Source organism: [Flexibacter] sp. ATCC 35103 (assembly GCF_001975985.1).
Classification (GTDB): Bacteria; Bacteroidota; Bacteroidia; order Flavobacteriales; family Flavobacteriaceae; genus Flavobacterium.
This window is the reverse complement of record NZ_MTQF01000010.1, coordinates 202,887-224,378: the sequence shown is the minus strand read 5'-3', so window position 1 is coordinate 224,378 and position 21,492 is coordinate 202,887. Positions and strand designations below refer to the sequence as shown.

Sequence of the window (21,492 nt, the reverse complement as noted above, 5' to 3'; positions counted from 1 at the left end):
AGTTGTAGATTAAAAATAGTTTCTTTATAAATTAAATTTTTACGTTCGAAACGAAAAAATATTAACATTCAGCTTTGCGTCGCATAATTCTTTGTGCCCTTTGCGGTAAAAAAACTTTCAGGTAAAAGCGTTCCAGTAAATAAACATTGTAGAAAAAAAAGAAAAAAATCCGCATTAATCCGCGTTTTCGCATTAGCGAATCCGTTTCATCCGCGTCCCATTACTTCAAGATCAATTGCATAAAAACCAAATCAAGCCAGTGATCAAATTTATAACCAACCTCACGAATGGTTCCTGTTACTATAAATCCAAATCGTTCATGAAAAGCAATACTTCCGGCATTATCAGCGTCAATTGCACCAATCATTACGTGATAACCCTGTTCTTTTGCGAGACGAATTAATTCAAGCAATAGTTTAGATCCAACACCTTTTCCAATCACATTATCAACTACATAAACAGAATGTTCGATGGTATATTGATATCCAATTTTTTCACGAAATTGTCCGTAACTCCCAAAACCAACAACTTCACCTGCTAACTCAGCCACAACGATGGGCAGGTTTTTGGCTGTTTTATCTTCAAACCATTTTGTTTGTACTTCAAGAGTTTGAATATCATAACTATAATTTGCAGTAGTATGCAAAATAGAATGATTTACAATTTCCAGAATCTTCTCTAAATCATTTGTTGTCGCAGGTCTAAGTATTACGTTCATGGTTGTTTTGGTCTTTTTTGTTATTTCTTATTTAGTTCAGCTAATAAATCATCTACATCTTTGGTACTCCAGCCCATTTGGGTACCAATTACCTTAGCATCTTTGGCATATTTTAAAGCTGATTTTTTATCTTTTATCTTATTATAAAGTCTGGCAACAAGCAAATTACCGTCAAATGAATCATTTAATTCTAGCGAATGTTTTACCCAGAAAATTGATTTTTTTAAGCTTTCGGCATCTGAAATGTGTTTTAAATAAGTCTGACCGATATCCTTAAGGAAACTCGCATCATTCCAAACCAATTTTTCGGTATTTTCAAGTGTTACCTTTTTATAGAAATCCCATTTTTCAGTTCTTTCCGCTAAAGTCAGATCAAATTTAAAAACAATTGAATCTGTCTTTTGTAATCGAATCGATTTTGCAATTTCTCTTTGTTTATAATAGTTTATCGTGTCTAAATTGTCAACATAAGGGCGAAGCAATTCATTTACAATGCTTTCAATTTTGCGATCAACACGATTTTGTGAAGCTACAACAGCAAAATCTTTTTGATGGTTTAAAACATATTGAAACTCTCTCGACTTAATATCGGTTACGCCATTTGCAATAACACGCCAGTTTAGTTCACTAACCAATTGTGCATCAGATTGTGTATTGAGGTAAATATGTGTTGGAATCGATAAATCGGTTCTGTCTTTTCCTTTCTTCAATGTATTCAGATAAGTAAAAAAAGTAGTTGAATTACTGGGATCTGCAAGAAATTGTTTCTCTAAATACGGCAATTGCATTTTAGGATTCAAGGCATAATTGACCTCGGTCATAAAATCGGCCTTTTTAGATTCTCCTTTCAAAGCATATAAAAGGGTTTCAGTATTTGGGTCTATAAATAAAAAAGCAGGCAGTGATTTGGTACCATATTTGTCTTTAAGGGCAATTCCTTCTTCTTTTTCGATATTTTTCCAGGCACAAGTATAGTTTTTCTTTAAAAATTCGATCACTGCAGGATCGCTAAAAACTTCTTTTTTCATCTGGTTGCAATGTGGGCACCAATCAGCATAAAGCATTACAAATAGCGGTTTGCCCTCTTTTTTGGCATTTTCTAAAGCTGTTTTATAAGGCGTATCATCAGGAACAAACTGATTTTGAGATTGCATGGCTTGTATCGAAAGGCAAAAAAACAAGATATAGAAGAAACGCATAAGGAGTATATTTTTATTAAAAAATCGGTTTTACAAATATATTCCCTTTTTCTAAAAACAGCCCTTAATATCTTCCTATTTATAAGTTAAATCCAATGCGAAGTTTGTAACTTTGTGATATTAAAAAGAAATCGTCAGCTTTAGATTTTCTTTAAAAAAGTAATACTCCATAAGAATGATTTACCCCAAAATAGCGCTTGCTCAAAGCATTATCGAAATTTGTTTAGCAAAAGGAATCACCAATATTATCATTTCTCCGGGATCAAGAAACGCACCTTTAACAATTGGGTTTGCACAAAATCCCAACTTTCAATGTTACAGCATTGCTGATGAACGTTGTGCCGCTTTTTTTGCATTAGGAATTGCCCAGCAAACAAAATTGCCAACCGCAGTGGTTTGTACCTCAGGATCAGCATTATTGAATTATTATCCTGCTGTGGCCGAAGCTTTTTACAGCCAGATTCCGTTAATTGTAATTTCTGCAGATCGTCCGCAAAGCAAAATCGATATTGGCGATGGGCAAACGATTCGTCAGGAAAATGTTTTTCAGAACCATTCCGTTTTCAATGCCAATTTAACCGAAGATGCTTCTGTCGAAAATGATTTAAAAATCAATAAAGCAATAGAAACCGCCATTCTTCAAAAAGGACCTGTTCATATCAATGCTCCGTTTGAGGAACCATTATACGAAACGGTTTCAGAACTTTCTGTTGAACCAAAAATTACGCACTCAGAGGAAATTCCAGGAACAAAAATTATTGAAAATATTGATGATGTAGTTTCTGTTTGGAATACTTCAAAAAGAAAATTAATTCTTATTGGAGGCATAAACGAAGCTAATTCTGTAAGCAAAGAAATTCTCGAAAACTTCGCCAAAGATCCCTCAGTTGTAGTGCTCACGGAGACAACATCAAACTTACATGATCCAAGTTTTATTAATAGTATAGACAGCTTAATTACACCTTTTGACGATTGTGATTTTAAAGAATTAGAACCAGAAGTTTTAATCACTTTTGGCGGTATGATTGTTTCAAAACGTATTAAGGCTTTTTTACGAAAATACAAACCTGCACATCATTGGCATATAGACACTTTACGTGCTTACGATACATTTAATGCTTTAAGTAAACATTTTGTAATGGAACCAGAAGATTTTTTCAAAGAACTGCTTCCAAAAACAGCATTTGTATCGAGTAAATATTTCTCAAAAATTGATAAAATTTACGATTTAAGAAAAATCAGAAAACAGGAATATTTGCGTAAAATTACATTCTCTGATTTTAAAGTATTCGAAAAAGTAATAGAATCACTTCCTAAAAACAGTCAGCTGCAAATTAGCAATAGTTCAGCGATTCGTTATGCGCAGTTAATTGAGATTGATCCTTCAATTGAAGTTTATTGCAACCGCGGAACAAGTGGTATTGACGGAAGCACATCAACAGCAGTAGGTGCGGCAGTAGGAAGAAGCGATAAGCAAACCGTATTCATTACCGGAGATATTGGTTTTTTATACGATAGCAATGCTTTATGGAATTCCTATATTCCTAAAAACTTCAAAATTATTTTGATAAATAATGGAGGAGGAGGAATCTTCAGAATTTTGCCAGGACATGAAGAAAAACCTGTTTTTAATACTTATTTTGAAACCTCTCATCATCTAACAGCTGAGCATTTAGCCAAAATGTATAATCTTAATTATTTGACTGCTAATGATGTACCTTCGTTAGAAAAGAATTTAGCAGCACTTTATAATGAAAATAGTACTGCAGGAATTTTAGAAATTTTTACTCCAACTTTTGAAAACGATGTTATTTTAAAACAATACTTTAAAGAATTAGTGTAATTGTAAATAAAATTAACTTAAAATAATTTTTAATGTAGGATAAATCTTTAAATTTGGTTTTTATAAACCTAATTTAAATTTTTATTATGAGTGCAAGAGAAGAATTGATTAAAAAGTATGCAGAAGATCTAAAAGTAAAATGTGGTGTAACACCAGATATGGATTTACTAACTAAAGTAGTTATTGGCTGCGGACCCTCTATTTATAATGCAGATGCATCTACGGTTGCCGGAACTCAACATTCAGAAATAGATACTGTGAGAAAAAATTTCCTGATTAAGAAACTGGGATTACCGGATGGTCCGGATTTAGAACCGGCGATTTCTACTGTTCTTCAAAAATATGGACATTCGAACAAACACAAATACAGAGCTGTTGTTTATTATTTGCTGACATTGCATTTTAAAAAAGAAAGTATTTACAAATAATCTATTTGTAAGATTAAAAAAGAAAAGCGCCTGATCAGGCGCTTTTTTATGTAGTAATTTTATCTAATTGGTACCGGAAAAACCGGTAAACTTGAATGTCCTAATGCATCTACAGTTTGTATTGCAAAAAAGTAATTGTCTTTAGAATAAGGTATTTCAGCTTTTGTATCCTTTACAAAAAATGTTTTTTCCCAGTGAGAAGAAGATGTTTCTCTCATCAAAATCTGATATCCGTATTGTCCTTTTCCATCCGGAGCATTCCAGGAGAAAGCAGATGAATTAGAAAGATTTTTAACCTCAATGCCCACATTTGTTGGTGCTTTTGGCGACCATGCAAGATTTGCCAAAGTTGCTAAGTTAGAACACGTATTTTTTCTAAGATAATCAAAATCCATAAATTCAACTAAATCACCATATTTTATATTGTTTTCGGTTCTTAAATCCTGATGCTGATGATCAAAATTCTCATTCATTTCACAATAACGAACTGCTGCAAAACCATTTTGGCTAAACGGAGTATGATCGCCGCCACGTAAAAAACGATCATTTCTGTAAATCAATTTTACTTTTAACTGATCTACATATTGCTCTGTAACTGTTTTGATATAACGTGCCAGTAATCTCGACGGACTGTCATTATCGCGGCTTGTTGCTTTACGCATTTTTGCTTCATCTTCGGTTTCCATAAACGGAATTGTCTCACTGAAAATTCTGATTTGTGTATTGTCTCTTAAATTAGTTCCACTTGACAAACTATTGCCAATCATATCGTTATTTAGCATTGCAATAATATTCCAGTTTGATTCTTTTGCTGTTTCAGCAAGATGTCGGGCACCAATAAGACCTTGCTCTTCACCAACTACAGCCACAAAAATAATGGTTGCCGGAAAAGATCTTTTACTCATTACCTTTGCTAATTCCATTACAGCTGCAACTCCTGAAGCATCGTCATTTGCACCCGGAGCGTCTGATTTTACATTCATTACATCAGAAACTCTCGAATCAAGATGTCCGCTTATAATAAGGACACGATTATCATTTGGGTCTGTTCCCTTTAAAGTCGCCATTACATTGCCAAGCTGGCTATCCTTATTGATACGCTTTCCATCAGCTTTAACAGTAAAATAATCAATTACAGAAGTTAGTCTTCCGTTAGATTCTAATGCATATTTATCAAACTCAGATTTTACCCATTGCTGCGCGGCGCCAATACCTTTTGTTTTGCTTTTTGTATCGCTCAATGTATGTCTTGTGCCAAAAGAAACTAATTTACGAACTGTTGCTTCAAGGTTTTCAGCCTTAATTTCGGTAATCATTTTCTTTATTTCCGGGTCTTCAACAACTTGAGAAAGGGTTATTTGTGTACAAAACAGAAAAATAAAAGCAGAATAAAAAATGGTCTTTTTCATTGATTTGGAATTAATTTTAGATTCTCAAATTTAATTAAAAAAAAGAGAAACCGAAAAAAGATCTTACGATACATTTTTATCTAAAACATTTTTCGTCGTACCATTTTCAAACTTCGTACATTTGCACTTTAGAAACTCAGCTATTTTACAGCTTAGAACCTTATAGAAATGATTGAAATAGGAAAATACAATACCCTTACCATATTACGTGATACCAAAGTTGGTTTATTTTTAGGAAATCCTGAAGAAGATCCGGAAGGAATTCACGATATATTATTACCCAATAAATACGTTCCCAATGAATTTGAAATAGGCGAAGAATTAATCGTCTTTGTATATTTAGACCACGAACAACGCCCTGTCGCTACAACACTTGAACCTTATATCTTATTGAATGAATTTGCCCTTTTAAGAGTAAATTACATCAATCAGGTTGGCGCTTTTATGGACTGGGGAATGGAAAAAGATATTCTTGTTCCGTTTAAAGAACAAGCGCGTCCAATGGAAAAAGGAAAACGTTACTTAGTTTACCTTTATATGGATGAAAAAACCAATCGTTTGGTAGCTTCAAGTAAATTAAATCAATTTTTAAGCAATGAAAACCTAACGGTTGAAAAAGGCGAAGAAGTAGATTTAATCGTTTCGCATATTACGGAATTAGGAATCAACGTAATCATCAATGAGCAACACAAAGGATTGTTGTACAAAGATGAAGTTTATGATGATGCGATCAGAACCGGAGACAGAATGATTGGTTTTATTAAAAACATTCGCCCTGACAATAAAATTGATGTTGCATTGCAAGTGCAAGGTTATCAGAGTATTGAGCCAAATGCAGAAAAAATATTAGATGAATTAAGAGCCAATCGTGGTTTTTTACGTTTAAATGACGCTTCGCATCCTGAGGATATCAAAACGGTATTGAAAATGAGTAAAAAAACTTTCAAAAAAGCAATTGGAGCTTTATACAAAGACAAACTTATAGAAATTAAAGACGACGGAATTTATCTGATAAAGGAAAACTAAAAGTTTCTTTACATTATTCCTTAAAAACAGGAAAGGCTGCTCATTACAAGCAGCCTTTCCCTTTTTATTCTAGTTTTAAAAAAAATTGTAATTAAAAAAAAACAGAAATAAAATAAATTCGAATCCATTCAAGAGATAACTACTTTAAAAATTTTAGAAATTACTTCTTGAAACGGTATGTCTTCAAACAATTCATACATTCATATTAAAAGCGAAACATCAATTTCACGGCTGATCCATTGGTTTATAAAATAACTTATGGAAAGTTTTAGTTAGTATTTTTTCCTCTTTTCGTAATCAATTTTATACTAATTACTAAACAATTCCAGCATTTAACCTTAGGTGTTACTATTTCCTTTTCGAAGTTTCAACAAATGAGTAAATCATTTGCTCATTATTTAAGGGTTTACGAATAAAAACCATGTAAAAATGAGCGACAAATTTTTTAAATTTTCTCAAAAAAATCATTTTTTAGGTTAATAAATCAGTGAAAGAAAATCAATCTGAATCCTATGAAATAAAATGTATCTCATTGATTTCTAGGGTGTAAAATTACTTATAATTTTTTAAAACTAATGTTAAAAAACGTTATTTTTTGTAAGATAATACCAATTGTTAACATTAGGCGTCATTTTCTCACAGACTTAAAGTAAATTGAGTAGGTAAAAATGTAAAAATGCTTTATTTTTACACTATAATTATTTAAAATTAAACAAATAGAAATGGATTGGATAACTGCCAGAGAATTTGAAGATATAACATATAAAAAATGTAACGGAGTTGCAAGAATCGCATTCAACAGACCAAATGTTAGAAATGCTTTTCGTCCTAAAACAACTTCAGAATTATACCAGGCTTTTTACGACGCACAAGAAGATACCTCGATAGGAGTAGTTTTGCTTTCTGCAGAAGGGCCATCTACAAAAGATGGTGTATATTCTTTTTGCAGCGGAGGAGATCAAAATGCGCGCGGACATCAGGGTTACGTTGGTGAAGATGGTCAGCATCGTTTAAATATCCTTGAAGTACAGCGTTTAATACGTTTTATGCCAAAAGTAGTTATTGCAGTTGTTCCGGGTTGGGCAGTTGGTGGCGGACATAGTTTGCATGTGGTTTGCGACATGACTCTGGCAAGTAAAGAACATGCGATTTTTAAACAAACAGATGCAGATGTAACCAGTTTCGACGGAGGTTACGGATCAGCTTATCTGGCAAAAATGGTGGGTCAGAAAAAAGCACGTGAGATTTTCTTTTTAGGAAGAAATTATTCTGCTCAGGAAGCTATGGATATGGGAATGGTAAATGCCGTTATCCCACATGATGAGCTGGAAGATACAGCATATGAATGGGCTCAGGAAATCCTACAGAAATCACCAACCTCTATAAAAATGCTAAAATTCGCCATGAATTTAACAGACGACGGAATGGTAGGACAACAAGTTTTTGCTGGTGAAGCAACTCGTTTAGCCTACATGACCGAAGAAGCAAAAGAAGGAAGAAATGCTTTCTTAGAAAAAAGAAAACCAAACTTTGGTGAAAATAAATGGTTACCTTAAAAAGTAATAGTTTCCAGTCTCAGTCACAGTCTTGAAACTTAAAACTGAAACTGTGACTGAAAACTTTTTAAAGAAATCTAAAATCTAAAATTAAAATATGAAACATTGGATTGAAGCCGCACGATTGCGCACATTGCCTTTATCAGTTTCTGGAATTATAGTTGGAAGTATTTACGCGCTTTCAAATCCTACAGAAGCGATTAATACACCTACAGAAGTATTTAGTTGGAAAATTTTTGGTTTTGCCTTATTAACAACATTAGGATTGCAGGTTTTATCCAATTTTGCAAATGATTACGGAGATGGTGTAAAAGGAACTGACAATGAAGACAGAATAGGACCAAAGCGTGCTATTCAAAGCGGAGTTATCACGCCTCAAGCCATGAAAAAAGCCATAATAATAACCTCTTTGCTTACTTTACTATCTGCAATAATCTTAATTTATTTTGCATTTGGCGAAACTAATTTCGGATATTCAATCTTTTTCTTATTACTGGGAGTTGCAGCAATTGCTTCGGCAATTCGTTATACAGTAGGAAATTCAGCTTACGGATATAAAGGGCTTGGTGATGTATTTGTTTTCATCTTCTTCGGACTTGTAAGTACATTGGGTGTTAATTTTTTATATTCTAAAGAAGTAGATCCTTTATTGATTCTTCCTGCCATTTCAATTGGTTTGCTAAGCGTAGGAGTTTTGAATTTGAATAATATGCGCGATGAAGAATCAGACAGAAAATCAGGAAAAAATACAATCGTAGTTCAAATTGGTGGGGCAAAAGCTAAAATTTATCACTTTACGTTGATTATTACAGCGATGCTTCTGGTTGTTGTTTTTGCAATTTTAAGCGATTACAATTTCGATCAATACCTGTTTTTATTGGCCTACATACCTTTAACTAAACATTTAATTACCGTCTATAAAAATCAAAATCCTAAGCTGTTAGACCCAGAATTAAAAAAACTGGCACTTAGCACATTTTTGCTTTCAATATTATTAACAGTATGTATGATTTCATTGATTTCAGACATTATTGTTAACCTTTTCTTAGGTGGAAGATAAACAAAGTTCAACTTTAAAATTTTACAAAAATGAAAATCACATTTTACGGACACGCGTCATTGGGCATTGAAGTTGGAGGAAAACATATTATTGTTGATCCATTTATTACAGGAAATCCAAAAGCTGCGGCAATTGACATAAACACATTAAAAGCAGATTATATATTGCTTACACACGCACATGGCGATCACGTTCTCGATGTAGAAGCTATTGCAAAACGTACCAATGCAGTAATAGTTTCAAATGCTGAAATTACAAGCTATTATGCTCAAAGAGAGCTAAAAGCGCACCCAATGAATCATGGCGGAAGCTGGAATTTTGATTTCGGAAAAGTAAGATATGTAAATGCCATTCATTCAAGCTCATTTCCTGACGGAAGCTACGGCGGAAATCCTGGCGGTTTTGTAATCGAAAGCGAGCATAAAAATATTTACATAGCCGGCGATACAGCTCTTACATATGATATGAAACTGATTCCGTTGCGTACAAAATTAGATTTGGCAATACTTCCAATCGGAAATAATTTTACAATGGATGTCGAAGATGCTATTATTGCTTCTGATTTTATCGAATGCGATAAAATCCTGGGCTATCATTTTGACACTTTCGGTTATATCGAAATCAATCATGAAGATGCAATTCGTAAATTTTTCGATAAAGGCAAAGATTTAATGCTTCTTGAAATTGGAGATTCAATAGAACTTTAATTAGTATACCAATAGAGCTTTTAGAATTTCGAAATTTTAAAAGTTTGAAAATCATAAGGAGCTATTTCCCGCTTTCGGCTATATCTTTTTTGAGAAGATGAAAAATCCTCTCAAAAAAGGATACCGCCTCTATCGGGGCTGGGATTTTAGTATTCATAATAAAATTAGATGAACGAAACGATTAAATTCATTTGTGAATGTTGTGGTCAGGAACACGAAAGCTGGCCCGCATTAACCTATAATTCTCCTAATAGTTATCATAATCTGTCTGATCAGGAAAAAGAAGATATTGCAGTAATCGATTCTGATTTTTGCGTAATAAAACATCCGGAACATGTTCTTAGATTTGTTAGGGTTGTTTTATTTCAAAAAGTTAACGATCATTGTGAAGATCTGGAATATGGTTTCTGGGTTTCATTAAGCGAACAAAGTTTTAAGGATTATCTGGAAAACTTTGATAACGAAAATCATGAAACCAATTATTTTGGGTGGCTTTCGAATTATATTTCGCAATATGAATTCTCAGGTAGTATCCCAACAACAGTAGTTACTAAGAGTGGTAATGAAAGACCCGAAATTTTTCCTCATAAAGATTTCGATCATCCATTTGTAAAAGATTATTACAACGGAATTACAAAAGAAGAGGCTGAAAAAAGAATTCAGCAAATGCTCAAAAATTAGGCTTGAAATTTGCATGGACATTTAAACTAAATTTTATAAAATGAATTTAAAAAAGGTTGCACTATTTTTTTTGATCACAGTTTCATTTCATTCTTTTGCTCAAAAAGATGGTTATTGGGACAAAGAACGCGCTACAACAAAAGAAATTATAGTTTCAGCCCGTGACCGAATCGTACTAAAAACCGAAGACCTGCCCGTAGGTACAACAGAAATCGTTTATAGAATCACACTATTAGACGAAAACCAGCAAATGGCGAATAGTTTGGTTTCTGTACTAAAATCAATTCCGGATCCCACCGGAATTTCTCAAGGTTCTGCCGGAGCCGTTTTTTTAATGTCAAAAATCTCCGGAGATGATACTTGTACTTATGCACTTTTTACTTCAAATGATGCTGCAAAAAAATATATCGATGATGGCAAGACAGATAAATCCTGTTATGCACAGGTAGAGCCATTAAGTAAAGACGCAAAAAGATTGTCGCTTGATAAATCTTCGTGTTTAGGTCAGGATATCAGCACAATATGGTTTGGATTTCACAGCAAAAACTGGCTTCTAAATCAAAAAATTGTTCTTGAAGTTGTGCCTTGGGTAGACACGAAATTAAACCGTGGATGGAACCAAGACAACAAAAACGAAATTATAAGTCTTTGTAAAACATCGACAATGGCTCAAAAAATGGCCAATTCTGATGATTTTTGTGTTTGTATTCTGGATAAAATTATAAAACAATATCGTTACACAGAGTTCCAAAAATTATTGCCAATAGAAAAAAACAAAGTATATAAAGACTTTGGAAACACGTGTTATAAAGATGCAGATATTTCTAAAAACGTTTATAATGATTTGAGAACTCAGGCTTCGACTTTAATAAAATTGCAAAAATACAATGAAGCGATTCAAAAGCTAAATACTATCATAAATGATGGTAAAGCTACGGCAATTGATTACAGTTCTATTGGATACTGCTACATTCTGACGAAACAATATGCAAAAGCCATTAAGTTTCTTAAAGAAGGTGAAAAACTGGACGACACAGAGTTATTGGTAAAATTAAATTTAGCGCATGTTTATTTGGTGAGCGACGATTATAGTGAGGCAAAAGCAATCTATAAAAAATATCAGACTCAAAACGTCACCGATAATTTAAGCTGGAAAGATAAAACAAAACAAGACTTTGCCGTTTTCGAAAAAGCAGGTTTACCATCAAAAGACTTTGAAAGAGTTTTGAAATTATACAATTAAAGGCTTACCATATAAGTTATATAAGTTCATTGAAACTATATCATATAAAGCTTGCTTAATCTTTAACCATTAAGATTTTACACAATCTGATTAAATGAACTTATATAACTTATATGGTTTAAAATACAATCATGAAAGCAACTTACCACAAATACATGCTCGAGTTTAAGCGCCCTTCAGGAACTTCCAGAGGGGTTATGATGCAAAAAGAAACATGGTTTATTGTTCTTGAAGAAAATAATAAAAAAGGAATAGGAGAGTGCGGAATTCTACGTGGTTTAAGTGCAGATGACAGGGATGATTATGAAGAAAAACTAAACTGGGCTTGCGAAAATATTCATTTGGGAGAAACTGCTTTATGGGAAGCGCTACTTGAATTTCCGTCAATACAATTCGGGATCGAAATGGCTTTTTTATCACTAAAAAGTAAAGATCCATATGTGTTGTTTCCATCAGATTTTACAAACAATTCTAAATCAATTACTATAAATGGTTTGGTTTGGATGGGAGAAGCTGCCTATATGAAACAGCAAATTGAAGAGAAATTAGCTGATGGTTTCAGTTGTATCAAACTTAAAATTGGTGCGATAGATTTTGAGAAAGAGTTAGAATTATTACACTTTATCCGAAGTCATTTTTCAGCAGAACAAATCGAAATTCGGGTTGATGCAAATGGCGCTTTTGCTTTAAACGAAGCTTTAGATAAGCTTGTTCAACTTAACAAATTTCAGCTTCATAGTATAGAACAGCCAATTAAAAAAGGGAATGTTTTAGAAATGGCAGATTTATGTAAAACAACCCCATTTCCTATTGCGCTGGATGAAGAATTGATAGGTGTTTTCTCGTTAGAAGAAAAAGAAAAATTATTGCAAAAAATCAAACCTCAGTACATCATTCTAAAACCAAGTTTTATTGGCGGTTTTAGAGGAACCAAAGAATGGATTGATTTGGCCGAAAAATACAATATTGGCTGGTGGATTACATCAGCATTAGAGAGTAATATCGGGCTCAACGCTATTTCACAATGGACATTTTTACAGCATTCAAATATGCCTCAAGGTTTGGGAACCGGAGCACTTTATACCAACAATATCGATTGTCCGCTTGAAGTTTCTCAAGGACAATTATGGTATAATCTTTCTAAAAAATGGGATTCAATTTTTTAGGAGGTTCAAATAAAATAACAAAAAGTTTAAAATAAATACAGAGTTACAAAACCTTTGAACCTTTGCAACTCTGTACCTTTGTAACTTTTCTTTACTCTTTTCCTCCCAGCAAACCTTGTTGCCAGTCTTTTAATTCCTGCCATTTGCCCTGATAAGCTAAAAAAGCTTGTTTAGCCCAGGTTCCGGGATTATGAATCGCAAAATTTTCTCCGCCTGCATTCAGAATTGATTGTAATTTTTCAGTTGATGTTTCTGATAATTCCTGCCAGGTGGTAATACCAGCTGCATTTAATAAAGCCTCAATCTTAGGTCCGATACCTTCAACGATTTTCAGATCATTTTCTTTGATTTTTTTTCCATAAGTATCAGATGCCAGTAATGCATCAAACAAAAAGGCCGGAGCTGCAGTAGATGTAAAAGATTGTCCGGATGCAGAAACATTAGTTTTTGATGCCAAATCATCTTCTAAAGAAGAAATTTTAGCATTCAGGTTTCTTGTATTTGCTTTACAGGCATCTAAATCAGCCTGCAGTGATAAAGCAAGCGAATCATCTCCTTTAGAATTCATTTTTCCTAGTAAGTAACCCAAAATTCCACAGATTAATCCAACTAGTACAGGTATTAAGATACATGGTATATTCATAATAGTATATTTTGATTAATTATTTGATTGTAATTACGGTTCTTCTGTTGGTCGCTTTTCCCTCTCCCGTATTATTGTCGCCAACAGGTTCATCAGGTCCTTTTGATTCAGTGGTAATACGACTTTCTTCAATACCTTTTTTAGATAAATAATTTTTAGAAAAATCAGCACGTTTTTGGGCAAGAATAACATTAGAATCCCGATTTCCAACATTATCACTATGTCCAACCACTAAAATAACTGCATCTTTTTCATGTTTCATATAGTGTAATAAATCTGCCACTTTTTGATTTTCAACATCTGTCAGTTTATCACTGGCTTTATTGGTATTGAAATGCAGGATTAAAGGATCTCCATTAATTTTATTTTTCAAAACTACCCATTCATCAGTTACATCGGGAGTTGTTTCCAATGTTTCAAATTTGTATTCGGCAGGACCTAAAAGCGTATCTGAATTTGTTTTCCATTTATCAATTATCTCACCTTTAGTATCCAATTGAGAAGCTGATAAACCTTTAGAAATAAAATACTTCTTTATATCATTTGCTCTTGCAAGACCAAGATTTTCATCCGAAGTACTATTTGTCTCATCCGAAGTAGCGTAACCGGTGATGGTTATTTTTTGTTTTGGATTTGCAATTAAAAATTTTTTAAGGTTTTCAATTCCAATCGCTACAGAATCACTAACAGGCAGAATAACTGCAAAACTGTTTTTCAGGAACTTGATGTTATCATTTGTATGATAATCAATTCCGGAACCATTTAGAATAAAAGGGACAAAATTAGTCTCTTCACCCACAACTACCGGTACTTTTTCAGTATCAGGCGCTGGTGTTTTTATAGTACAATTGCAACAAAAGTTTACATACAAATAGGTACCTAAAATAATGGTTATTGCAATGCCTAATAGATAAAGTGCTTTTTTAGACATAAGTGATGGAGTTAAGATTCTATCAAATTTAACAAAAAAATAAATACATAATACATTAATAGTCTGTTATTTTGAATCTATATATCTAATTTTGAGACGATTACATATTTAAGCAAAATCTTATAGATAACTAGTTCTTGATTTTAGGAGTGAATTAAATTAAGTAACTTGCATAAAATTTAATTTAATACAGAGAAATGGTCGAAATAGAAAGAAAGTTTCTTGTAAAATCTGGTGATTTTAAAGAACAGGCTTTTACTCAAAATAAAATTGCTCAGGGATATTTAAGTTCAATCCCGCAAAGAACTGTTCGGGTTAGAATTAAAGGAAATAAAGGCTTTATTACCATTAAAGGAATTGGAAAACAAGGCGGAATGTCGCGTTTTGAATGGGAAAATGAAATTCCTGTTGATGAAGCTCAGGAATTACTTAAATTATGCGAAAAAGGCAAAATAGAAAAAACCCGTTTTGAGATAAAGTCAGGAAAACATATTTTTGAAGTAGATGAATTTTATGGAGAAAATGAAGGCTTGGTAATGGCCGAAATCGAGTTGGAATCTGAAACAGAAACGTTTGAGAAACCGGATTGGTTAGGAGAAGAAGTTACTAATGACCCCAGATACTATAATGCTTATTTGAGTAAAAATCCTTTTAAAGACTGGGAAAAACAATAGAACTATGACAGAACAATATGATTTAATCATTGTTGGAGGCGGTCCTATTGGTCTTGCTTGTGCAATAGAAGCTCAAAAGAAAAACTTACGTTATCTGATTATAGAAAAAGGGGCGATTGTAAATAGTATTTTCAACTATCCTTTGTATATGACTTTTTTTTCAACAGCAGAAAGACTGGAAATAGGAGATATTCCGTTTAATTGCCTGGCGCCAAAGCCTGGCCGTCAAGAAGCTTTGGAATATTATCGTAATATACATCGCTACTTTAATTTTAATATTAACTTATTTGAACTAGTTACTGAAGTTCAGAAATTAGAAAATAAAAGATTTAAAATCACAACAAACAAATCTTCATATGATGCTAAGAATGTGATTATTGCTACCGGATTTTATGATATTCCCATTACAATGAATATAAAAGGAGAGCAATTGCCAAAAGTGCGTCATTATTATAAAGAAGCGCATGAATATGCCTTTAGAAATATTTTAGTTGTGGGCGCCAATAATTCTTCTGTTGATGCAGCATTAGAATGCTGGAGAAAAGGAGCAAATGTTACAATGGTTATTCGTAAAAACGAAATCAATAATCGAGTAAAATATTGGGTAAAACCAGATATAGAAAACCGGATTGCTGAAGGAAGTATTAAAGCTTATTTTGAATCTAATATTACCGAAATTAGTGAAGATAAAGTCGAAATTGAAACACCAAACGGAAAAGTTACAATAGAGAATGATTTTGTTTTAGCATTGACAGGTTATAAACCTGATTTGACTTTTCTTGAAAAAATGGGAATTCAACTATCTCAAGATGAATTAAAAACACCAAAATACAATCCTGAAACAATGGAAACAAATGTAGAAGGTTTATTTTTAGCAGGAGTTGTGTGCGGCGGGATGCATACACATAAATGGTTTATCGAAAACTCTCGCGTTCATGCCAATATGATTGTGGATTTTATTACTTCAAAATAAAAATATCATCACAAATTAACGAATTTAGGCAAATTTTTGTTGTCAGTTCGAGCGAAGTCCAGAACACTTTGTGTGCATTTCGACTTCGCTCAATTTGACATTATTTTATAGGCAAATCTATAAATTCGTGGCAAAAAAACTTTTAAGAACTACAAGAAAGCATGGAACAACCTACTTTTGATCTTGCCCAATCTGGTCTTTTTGCAAACCATTTTTGGTATTCTGGTTGTTCATCATAAGGTTTTTGTAATAATTTGTAAAGCTCATCAATTAAAGAATAATCTCCCTGATCTGCTGCATCAATTGCCAACTGTGACATATAATTTCGAAGAACATATTTAGGATTTATAGCGTTCATTTTTTCTAAACGATTTTCATCTGATAATTCTTCAGTTTGTAATCTTTCAAGATACACAGCAAACCATTTTTTCCAGGAATCTAAAATATCTCCTGAAATTTCTTCCGGTATATAAAATGAATATTGAATTTTTTCAATTGCCTGATCAACTGAATCTGTCTTTTTTATCTGGCTTAAAGTTCTAAAAAAGATAGTCATATCAGTTTCGGACAATTGTAAAACTGTATCTAAAGCTATTATTAATTTACTATCAGTTTCAGTAGAAGTAAATATACCTAACTTACTTAAAAACATTGTTTTGTAATCTGAATCAAAATCATTTATAAAGGCTTCCAAGATTTTTTCTAATGGTTCTGCTTCATTAATTAACGGATAAAGAGCATTTGCTAACTGATATAAATTCCACTGCGCAATTTGCGGTTGATTCCCAAAACGGTATCTTCTATTTTGACTGTCTGTAGTATTTGGAGTCCAGTTAGGATCGTAATTTTCTAACCAGCCATAAGGTCCATAATCGATCGTGATTCCATGAACTGACATATTATCAGTATTCATTACTCCATGCACGAAACCTACACGTTGCCAATGTAAAATCATTTCACGGGTTTTATCCGCGACTGTTTTAAAGAATTCTATGTATTGTTCTTTTGGTTCGCCTTTAATCTCCGGGAAATAGTATTTTATGTTATACTCAACAAATTGTTTTAAATTTTTGAGTTCATTTCTGGCCGTCAGCATTTCAAAACTTCCAAAACGAATAAAAGACGGAGCAACGCGGCAAACAATAGCACCTTTTTCATAAGCTGGATTTCCGTTGTATAAAATATCGCGTAAAACCTGATCGCCGGATAACATCAGCGAAAGTGATCGGGTAGTGGGAACTCCCAAATGATACATCGCTTCAGCACACAAATACTCTCTGACAGAAGAACGTAAAACTGCTAAACCGTCGGCCGTTCTGGAGTACGGTGTTTTTCCGGCTCCTTTTAACTGAAGTGTAAAAAAATCATTATTATGTTCAACTTCGGTCAAATTAATAGCACGGCCATCACCCAGTTGTCCTGCCCAATTCCCAAACTGATGTCCGGCATAACGCATTGCATACGGACGTGTTTCGGGAAGAATTTCTTTTCCTGAAAAGGCATTTACAAAAGATTCAGACTTAATTTCATCTGTAGAAATACCAACTAATTCAGCTACTTCTTCAGAAGCATGAATCAGCACCGGATTTGAAGGTTTTGTTGAATTTACATAAGAAAAAACAGCATTTGAAACCTGACGAATTTCATTGGTTTCGTTAGGATCTGCAGGCAATTCAGTAGTAAATCGATTCTTTATTTTTAAATTTTTCATTTGTATTTTTTATTTTTTTGCCACAAATTATACAGATTAAAATGATTCTTTTTAAATCTCTAAGAAATTTATAAGTAAGTGAGGAAAATCATTCTAATCCTTCTAATCTGTGTCAAAATCTTTAATTAGCCTACTAACTTATCTGCGTACATTTTTTTTAGTTTTTGTACTTTCGGATCTATTACTATCTGGCAATAACGCGCATCCTGATTATTATTGTAATAATTTTGATGATCTTCTTCGGCGTTGTAAAACACTTCAAAAGGTTTTAATTCAGTTACAATTGAATCTTCGTAAAAACGTTTCACTTCTTCGAAAACTTGTTTTGCAATTGCTTTTTGTTCTTCATCATGATACAAAATGACAGAACGATATTGAGTTCCTGCATCAGCTCCCTGACGGTTTAAGGTTGTTGGATCGTGACTTGTCATGAAAATATAAAGAAGATCATGATATGAAATTATGTCAGGATTAAATGTTACTTGTATAACTTCGGCATGTCCAGTCCTGCCAGTACAAACTTCACGGTATGGAGGATTTTTTATAAAACCTCCTGAAAAACCTGATTTTAAGGATTCTACTCCTTTTAAACGCTGAATTACAGCTTCAATACACCAAAAACATCCACCACCAAAAGTAGCTACTGATAAATTTTTCATAAAATGGTATTGTTAATTTTACTTGCCCTATTAATCCGATAGAATATTGTGATAAATTATTAAAAAAATGACAATTTAACTAAAGATACTAACCGGTTATGTAATGTTTGAAGTTTACAATTGATAAATTCGCAATTATATAAAAAAGCAATATATTTGCAATCAAACTCAGGCACACTAATGAATAGCAAAAATAATACCATCACTCTGGAAACTTATTTTCAGGATTTTAGGCAACATATTGTTGGAATTGATCAGGAATTTACTTCTCCATACGGCAAGAAAAAAATTATTTATACAGATTGGACAGCCAGCGGAAGGCTTTATCGCCCTATTGAAGAAAAACTTCTCAATGAATTTGGACCTTTTGTAGCGAATACTCATACAGAAACAACGGTGTCAGGTACTGCCATGACAAAAGCATATCATCATTCCAGAAATATTATAAAACGTCATACAAATGCCAATCAGGATGATGTTTTGATTACTGACGGAACAGGAATGACAGGTGTTGTAAATAAATTTCAGCGTATTTTGGGTTTGAAAATTCCTGAAAATCTTAAAGATTTTATTAATGTTCCGGCCGAAAAAAAACCAATTGTGTTTATTTCACATATGGAGCACCATTCTAATCAAACATCATGGTTAGAGACTATTGCTGATGTTGAAATTATTCCGTCTTGTGAAAAAGGACTTTTTTGTTTGGATAATTTAGAAGCACTATTAGAAAAATATGCTGACCGAACGATCAAAATTGCTTCTATAACATCATGTTCGAATGTTACAGGTTTAAAAACTCCTTTTCATGAAGCAGCCAAATTAATGCACCAACATAACGGAGTTTGCTTTGTAGATTTCGCTTGTTCAGGACCTTATGTAGAAATTGACATGCATCCTGAAGATCCCGAATCATATCTCGATGCAATTTTCTTTTCTCCTCATAAATTTTTAGGTGGTCCGGGAACTTCGGGAGTTTTGATTTTTAATAAAAAACTATACAATAATATGATTCCTGATTGTCCTGGCGGAGGAACCGTGAGCTGGACAAATCCTTGGGGTGAACATAAATATATTGACAATATTGAGGATCGTGAAGATGGCGGAACTCCTGGTTTTCTGCAAGTTATAAAAACAGCACTGGCAATTGAACTTAAAGAAGAAATGGGAATTGAAAATATCCTGCAACGCGAACACGAAATTGTTGATTATGTTTTTAATGAACTCGGAGCGGTTTCAAATATTAAAATTTTAGCTGGTCAACATACGAATCGTTTAGGTGTTATTTCTTTTTTTATTGAAGATCTTCATTTTAATTTAGGTGTAAAATTACTAAATGATAAATTTGGAATTCAAACCAGGGGAGGATGCAGCTGCGCCGGAACTTATGGACATTTTTTACTGCATGTAGATCAGGAAACTTCGAATAAATTGGTAAATGAAATCACGATTGGCGATTTGATCAAAAAACCGGGATGGATCAGAATGTCTATTCACCCAACAACAACTGATAAAGAAATTGCTTTAGTTTGCGAAAGCATTAAGGATCTGGCTAAAAATCACCAAACCTGGGCTTTAGATTATTCTTATAATAAAAATACAAACGAGTTTATTCATAAAAACGCAAATTCATTTGAGGATGAATTAGTTGCCGGATGGTTTAAATCTTAACTTTACTTAAAATTTAACTGCAATCTGACAGTTATCGGGAGTTAAGTTTTTACGCAAAGCGTGTAGAAATATCCATAAAATATAAAGTTCGCAAAGCTAATTTTAATATAGCTTTGCGAACTTTGTGTTTTTATAAAAGACTTAATTATTTTGACTCCTGAAACTTTTTTAGTGATAATAAAGCTTGTTCCTGAATTTTCTTATGAAAATAACCCGTCCATCCTAATAAATAACCAGTAATTCCAAAAGCTTGTTTAGACCATTTCCAGACATTAAAACTATCGGTATGTTTAATAATAAGTCCGTCTTGAAATACAAATTCAGCAGAAACTCTATTAATTACGTTTCTATTGGTTTTACTGAAATTATAGGCTGCAACCCATTTTGCAGATCCTGAAACATCATCTGCTTTTATATTTGAAAATTCAATTTTGATATTGCCTTTACTTCTTAAAATTAACATTTCCCACATTTTAGAAACTTGCTCTTCTTTAAGCAAACCAAATGCAGGATCAACAAAATGAATTTTCGGATGGTAGCATTCACTCATTGTTTTAGCATCAGCGTTTGCAAAAGCAGTATAGAATTTTGTAATTAAGGCTTCGTTAGAATTCATGGGATATTAAAATTAGATATAAATATAAGATTTATTAGAGCAAATATTTTATTTATAATGCACTAATTGCTGCAGCTGTATCAAATGTTTTTTTTGATTTATCGAAGGCCGTCGAAAAATAAGACATTTTGTTCGAAGCTGTAAAATAACCTGTTTGATCGCCAAAAGTTGCAGCGTTTCCTTTTACTATAAATCTAATTCCTTTAATATCATTTTTTTTAAGCTTAATCATTTCAGCCGGAGTAAAATAATAGTATGAAGATGTTTTACCTTCTATAGTTTCATTGCTGTTTTTATCAACACACGGTATAACATCTCCATTTGCTAAATCAACATATAACCCGCCTGAAATGCGGGTTTTATCATTTGTAGTTTGTATGCTTATTTTTAAAACTCCTCCTTTTTCTGTTTTTGCAATCTGCACATTTGCTTCGCCGGTATATACATATTTTTCACAAATAAAAGTATAATCCTGTGTTGCGGGATAAGGTTTTGAACCTTTTATGCTCATTGTTTCCTGAGCGTTTGCAAATGTTGAAATTAACAGTATTATTAAAAGAGATAGTTTTAAATTCATAGTT

At 33.0% G+C, this 21,492-nt stretch carries 21 protein-coding genes; 12 read left to right on the top strand and 9 right to left on the bottom strand.

Annotation, left to right across the window (positions count from 1 at the left end; genetic code table 11):
- Window positions 1–220: 220 nt before the first annotated feature.
- Window positions 221–718, bottom strand: a complete 498-nt coding sequence (locus BXU01_RS19505) for a GNAT family N-acetyltransferase (RefSeq protein WP_083694838.1) — start codon at window positions 716–718, stop codon at window positions 221–223.
- Between the two features lie 20 nt (window positions 719–738).
- A complete protein-coding gene (locus BXU01_RS19500) occupies window positions 739–1,917 on the bottom strand; it encodes a thioredoxin family protein (RefSeq protein WP_083694837.1) in 1,179 nt (392 codons plus the stop codon).
- A 175-nt stretch (window positions 1,918–2,092) separates the two neighbouring features.
- On the opposite strand from BXU01_RS19500, the gene menD reads away from it, so the two are divergent.
- Window positions 2,093–3,760, top strand: coding sequence for a 2-succinyl-5-enolpyruvyl-6-hydroxy-3-cyclohexene-1-carboxylic-acid synthase (gene menD / locus BXU01_RS19495; protein WP_083694836.1), 1,668 nt, complete (start codon window positions 2,093–2,095; stop codon window positions 3,758–3,760).
- 86 nt (window positions 3,761–3,846) lie between these two features.
- Window positions 3,847–4,188, top strand: coding sequence for a DUF2853 family protein (locus BXU01_RS19490; protein WP_083694835.1), 342 nt, complete (start codon window positions 3,847–3,849; stop codon window positions 4,186–4,188).
- A gap of 59 nt (window positions 4,189–4,247) precedes the next feature.
- Here BXU01_RS19490 and BXU01_RS19485 read toward each other — a convergent pair whose 3' ends face one another.
- On the bottom strand, window positions 4,248–5,597 hold the full coding sequence (locus tag BXU01_RS19485; RefSeq protein WP_083694834.1) for a M28 family metallopeptidase: 1,350 nt from the start codon (window positions 5,595–5,597) through the stop codon (window positions 4,248–4,250).
- A 168-nt stretch (window positions 5,598–5,765) separates the two neighbouring features.
- Between BXU01_RS19485 and BXU01_RS19480 the strand changes: the two genes are divergently transcribed.
- The 7 genes from BXU01_RS19480 to BXU01_RS19450 all read left to right on the top strand — a co-directional run bounded on the left by BXU01_RS19480 (window position 5,766) and on the right by BXU01_RS19450 (window position 13,036).
- Window positions 5,766–6,623, top strand: a complete 858-nt coding sequence (locus BXU01_RS19480; RefSeq protein ID WP_083694833.1) for a S1 RNA-binding domain-containing protein — start codon at window positions 5,766–5,768, stop codon at window positions 6,621–6,623.
- Between the two features lie 722 nt (window positions 6,624–7,345).
- Window positions 7,346–8,179 (top strand): 1,4-dihydroxy-2-naphthoyl-CoA synthase, encoded by an 834-nt coding sequence (locus tag BXU01_RS19475; RefSeq protein WP_035681238.1) that lies wholly within the window; start codon window positions 7,346–7,348, stop codon window positions 8,177–8,179.
- A 97-nt stretch (window positions 8,180–8,276) separates the two neighbouring features.
- Complete coding sequence (gene menA / locus BXU01_RS19470; RefSeq protein ID WP_083694832.1) at window positions 8,277–9,239, top strand: 1,4-dihydroxy-2-naphthoate octaprenyltransferase; 963 nt, start codon at window positions 8,277–8,279, stop codon at window positions 9,237–9,239.
- Window positions 9,240–9,268: 29 nt separating this feature from the next.
- The gene (locus tag BXU01_RS19465) at window positions 9,269–9,946 is read left to right on the top strand and encodes a metal-dependent hydrolase (protein ID WP_055092101.1); all 678 of its coding nucleotides are present in this window, start codon (window positions 9,269–9,271) and stop codon (window positions 9,944–9,946) included.
- Window positions 9,947–10,114: 168 nt separating this feature from the next.
- A complete protein-coding gene (locus tag BXU01_RS19460) occupies window positions 10,115–10,627 on the top strand; it encodes a DUF2199 domain-containing protein (RefSeq protein WP_206196630.1) in 513 nt (170 codons plus the stop codon).
- Between the two features lie 40 nt (window positions 10,628–10,667).
- Window positions 10,668–11,870, top strand: coding sequence for a M48 family metallopeptidase (locus BXU01_RS19455; protein ID WP_083694831.1), 1,203 nt, complete (start codon window positions 10,668–10,670; stop codon window positions 11,868–11,870).
- 131 nt (window positions 11,871–12,001) lie between these two features.
- The gene (locus tag BXU01_RS19450) at window positions 12,002–13,036 is read left to right on the top strand and encodes an o-succinylbenzoate synthase (RefSeq protein WP_083694830.1); all 1,035 of its coding nucleotides are present in this window, start codon (window positions 12,002–12,004) and stop codon (window positions 13,034–13,036) included.
- A gap of 91 nt (window positions 13,037–13,127) precedes the next feature.
- Here the strand turns inward: BXU01_RS19450 and BXU01_RS19445 are convergent, their stop codons facing one another.
- Both BXU01_RS19445 and BXU01_RS19440 read right to left on the bottom strand, forming a co-directional pair.
- The gene (locus tag BXU01_RS19445; RefSeq protein WP_083694829.1) at window positions 13,128–13,679 is read right to left on the bottom strand and encodes a hypothetical protein; all 552 of its coding nucleotides are present in this window, start codon (window positions 13,677–13,679) and stop codon (window positions 13,128–13,130) included.
- 19 nt (window positions 13,680–13,698) lie between these two features.
- On the bottom strand, window positions 13,699–14,610 hold the full coding sequence (locus BXU01_RS19440) for an OmpA family protein (RefSeq protein WP_083694828.1): 912 nt from the start codon (window positions 14,608–14,610) through the stop codon (window positions 13,699–13,701).
- A 197-nt stretch (window positions 14,611–14,807) separates the two neighbouring features.
- Between BXU01_RS19440 and BXU01_RS19435 the strand changes: the two genes are divergently transcribed.
- Window positions 14,808–15,284, top strand: a complete 477-nt coding sequence (locus BXU01_RS19435; protein WP_083694827.1) for a CYTH domain-containing protein — start codon at window positions 14,808–14,810, stop codon at window positions 15,282–15,284.
- A 4-nt stretch (window positions 15,285–15,288) separates the two neighbouring features.
- Window positions 15,289–16,257: a YpdA family putative bacillithiol disulfide reductase gene (locus BXU01_RS19430; RefSeq protein WP_083694826.1), complete on the top strand. Its 969-nt coding sequence runs from the start codon at window positions 15,289–15,291 to the stop codon at window positions 16,255–16,257.
- Window positions 16,258–16,399: 142 nt separating this feature from the next.
- Here BXU01_RS19430 and BXU01_RS19425 read toward each other — a convergent pair whose 3' ends face one another.
- The gene (locus tag BXU01_RS19425; RefSeq protein ID WP_083694825.1) at window positions 16,400–17,968 is read right to left on the bottom strand and encodes a YdiU family protein; all 1,569 of its coding nucleotides are present in this window, start codon (window positions 17,966–17,968) and stop codon (window positions 16,400–16,402) included.
- 125 nt (window positions 17,969–18,093) lie between these two features.
- Complete coding sequence (msrA, locus tag BXU01_RS19420) at window positions 18,094–18,627, bottom strand: peptide-methionine (S)-S-oxide reductase MsrA (protein ID WP_083694824.1); 534 nt, start codon at window positions 18,625–18,627, stop codon at window positions 18,094–18,096.
- 180 nt (window positions 18,628–18,807) lie between these two features.
- Between msrA and BXU01_RS19415 the strand changes: the two genes are divergently transcribed.
- On the top strand, window positions 18,808–20,295 hold the full coding sequence (locus BXU01_RS19415; protein ID WP_083694823.1) for an aminotransferase class V-fold PLP-dependent enzyme: 1,488 nt from the start codon (window positions 18,808–18,810) through the stop codon (window positions 20,293–20,295).
- Between the two features lie 145 nt (window positions 20,296–20,440).
- Here the strand turns inward: BXU01_RS19415 and BXU01_RS19410 are convergent, their stop codons facing one another.
- Together BXU01_RS19410 and BXU01_RS19405 are read right to left on the bottom strand one after the other, a co-directional pair.
- Window positions 20,441–20,911: a nuclear transport factor 2 family protein gene (locus BXU01_RS19410; RefSeq protein ID WP_083694822.1), complete on the bottom strand. Its 471-nt coding sequence runs from the start codon at window positions 20,909–20,911 to the stop codon at window positions 20,441–20,443.
- A 52-nt stretch (window positions 20,912–20,963) separates the two neighbouring features.
- On the bottom strand, window positions 20,964–21,488 hold the full coding sequence (locus tag BXU01_RS19405) for a hypothetical protein (RefSeq protein WP_083694821.1): 525 nt from the start codon (window positions 21,486–21,488) through the stop codon (window positions 20,964–20,966).
- Window positions 21,489–21,492: the final 4 nt, after the last annotated feature.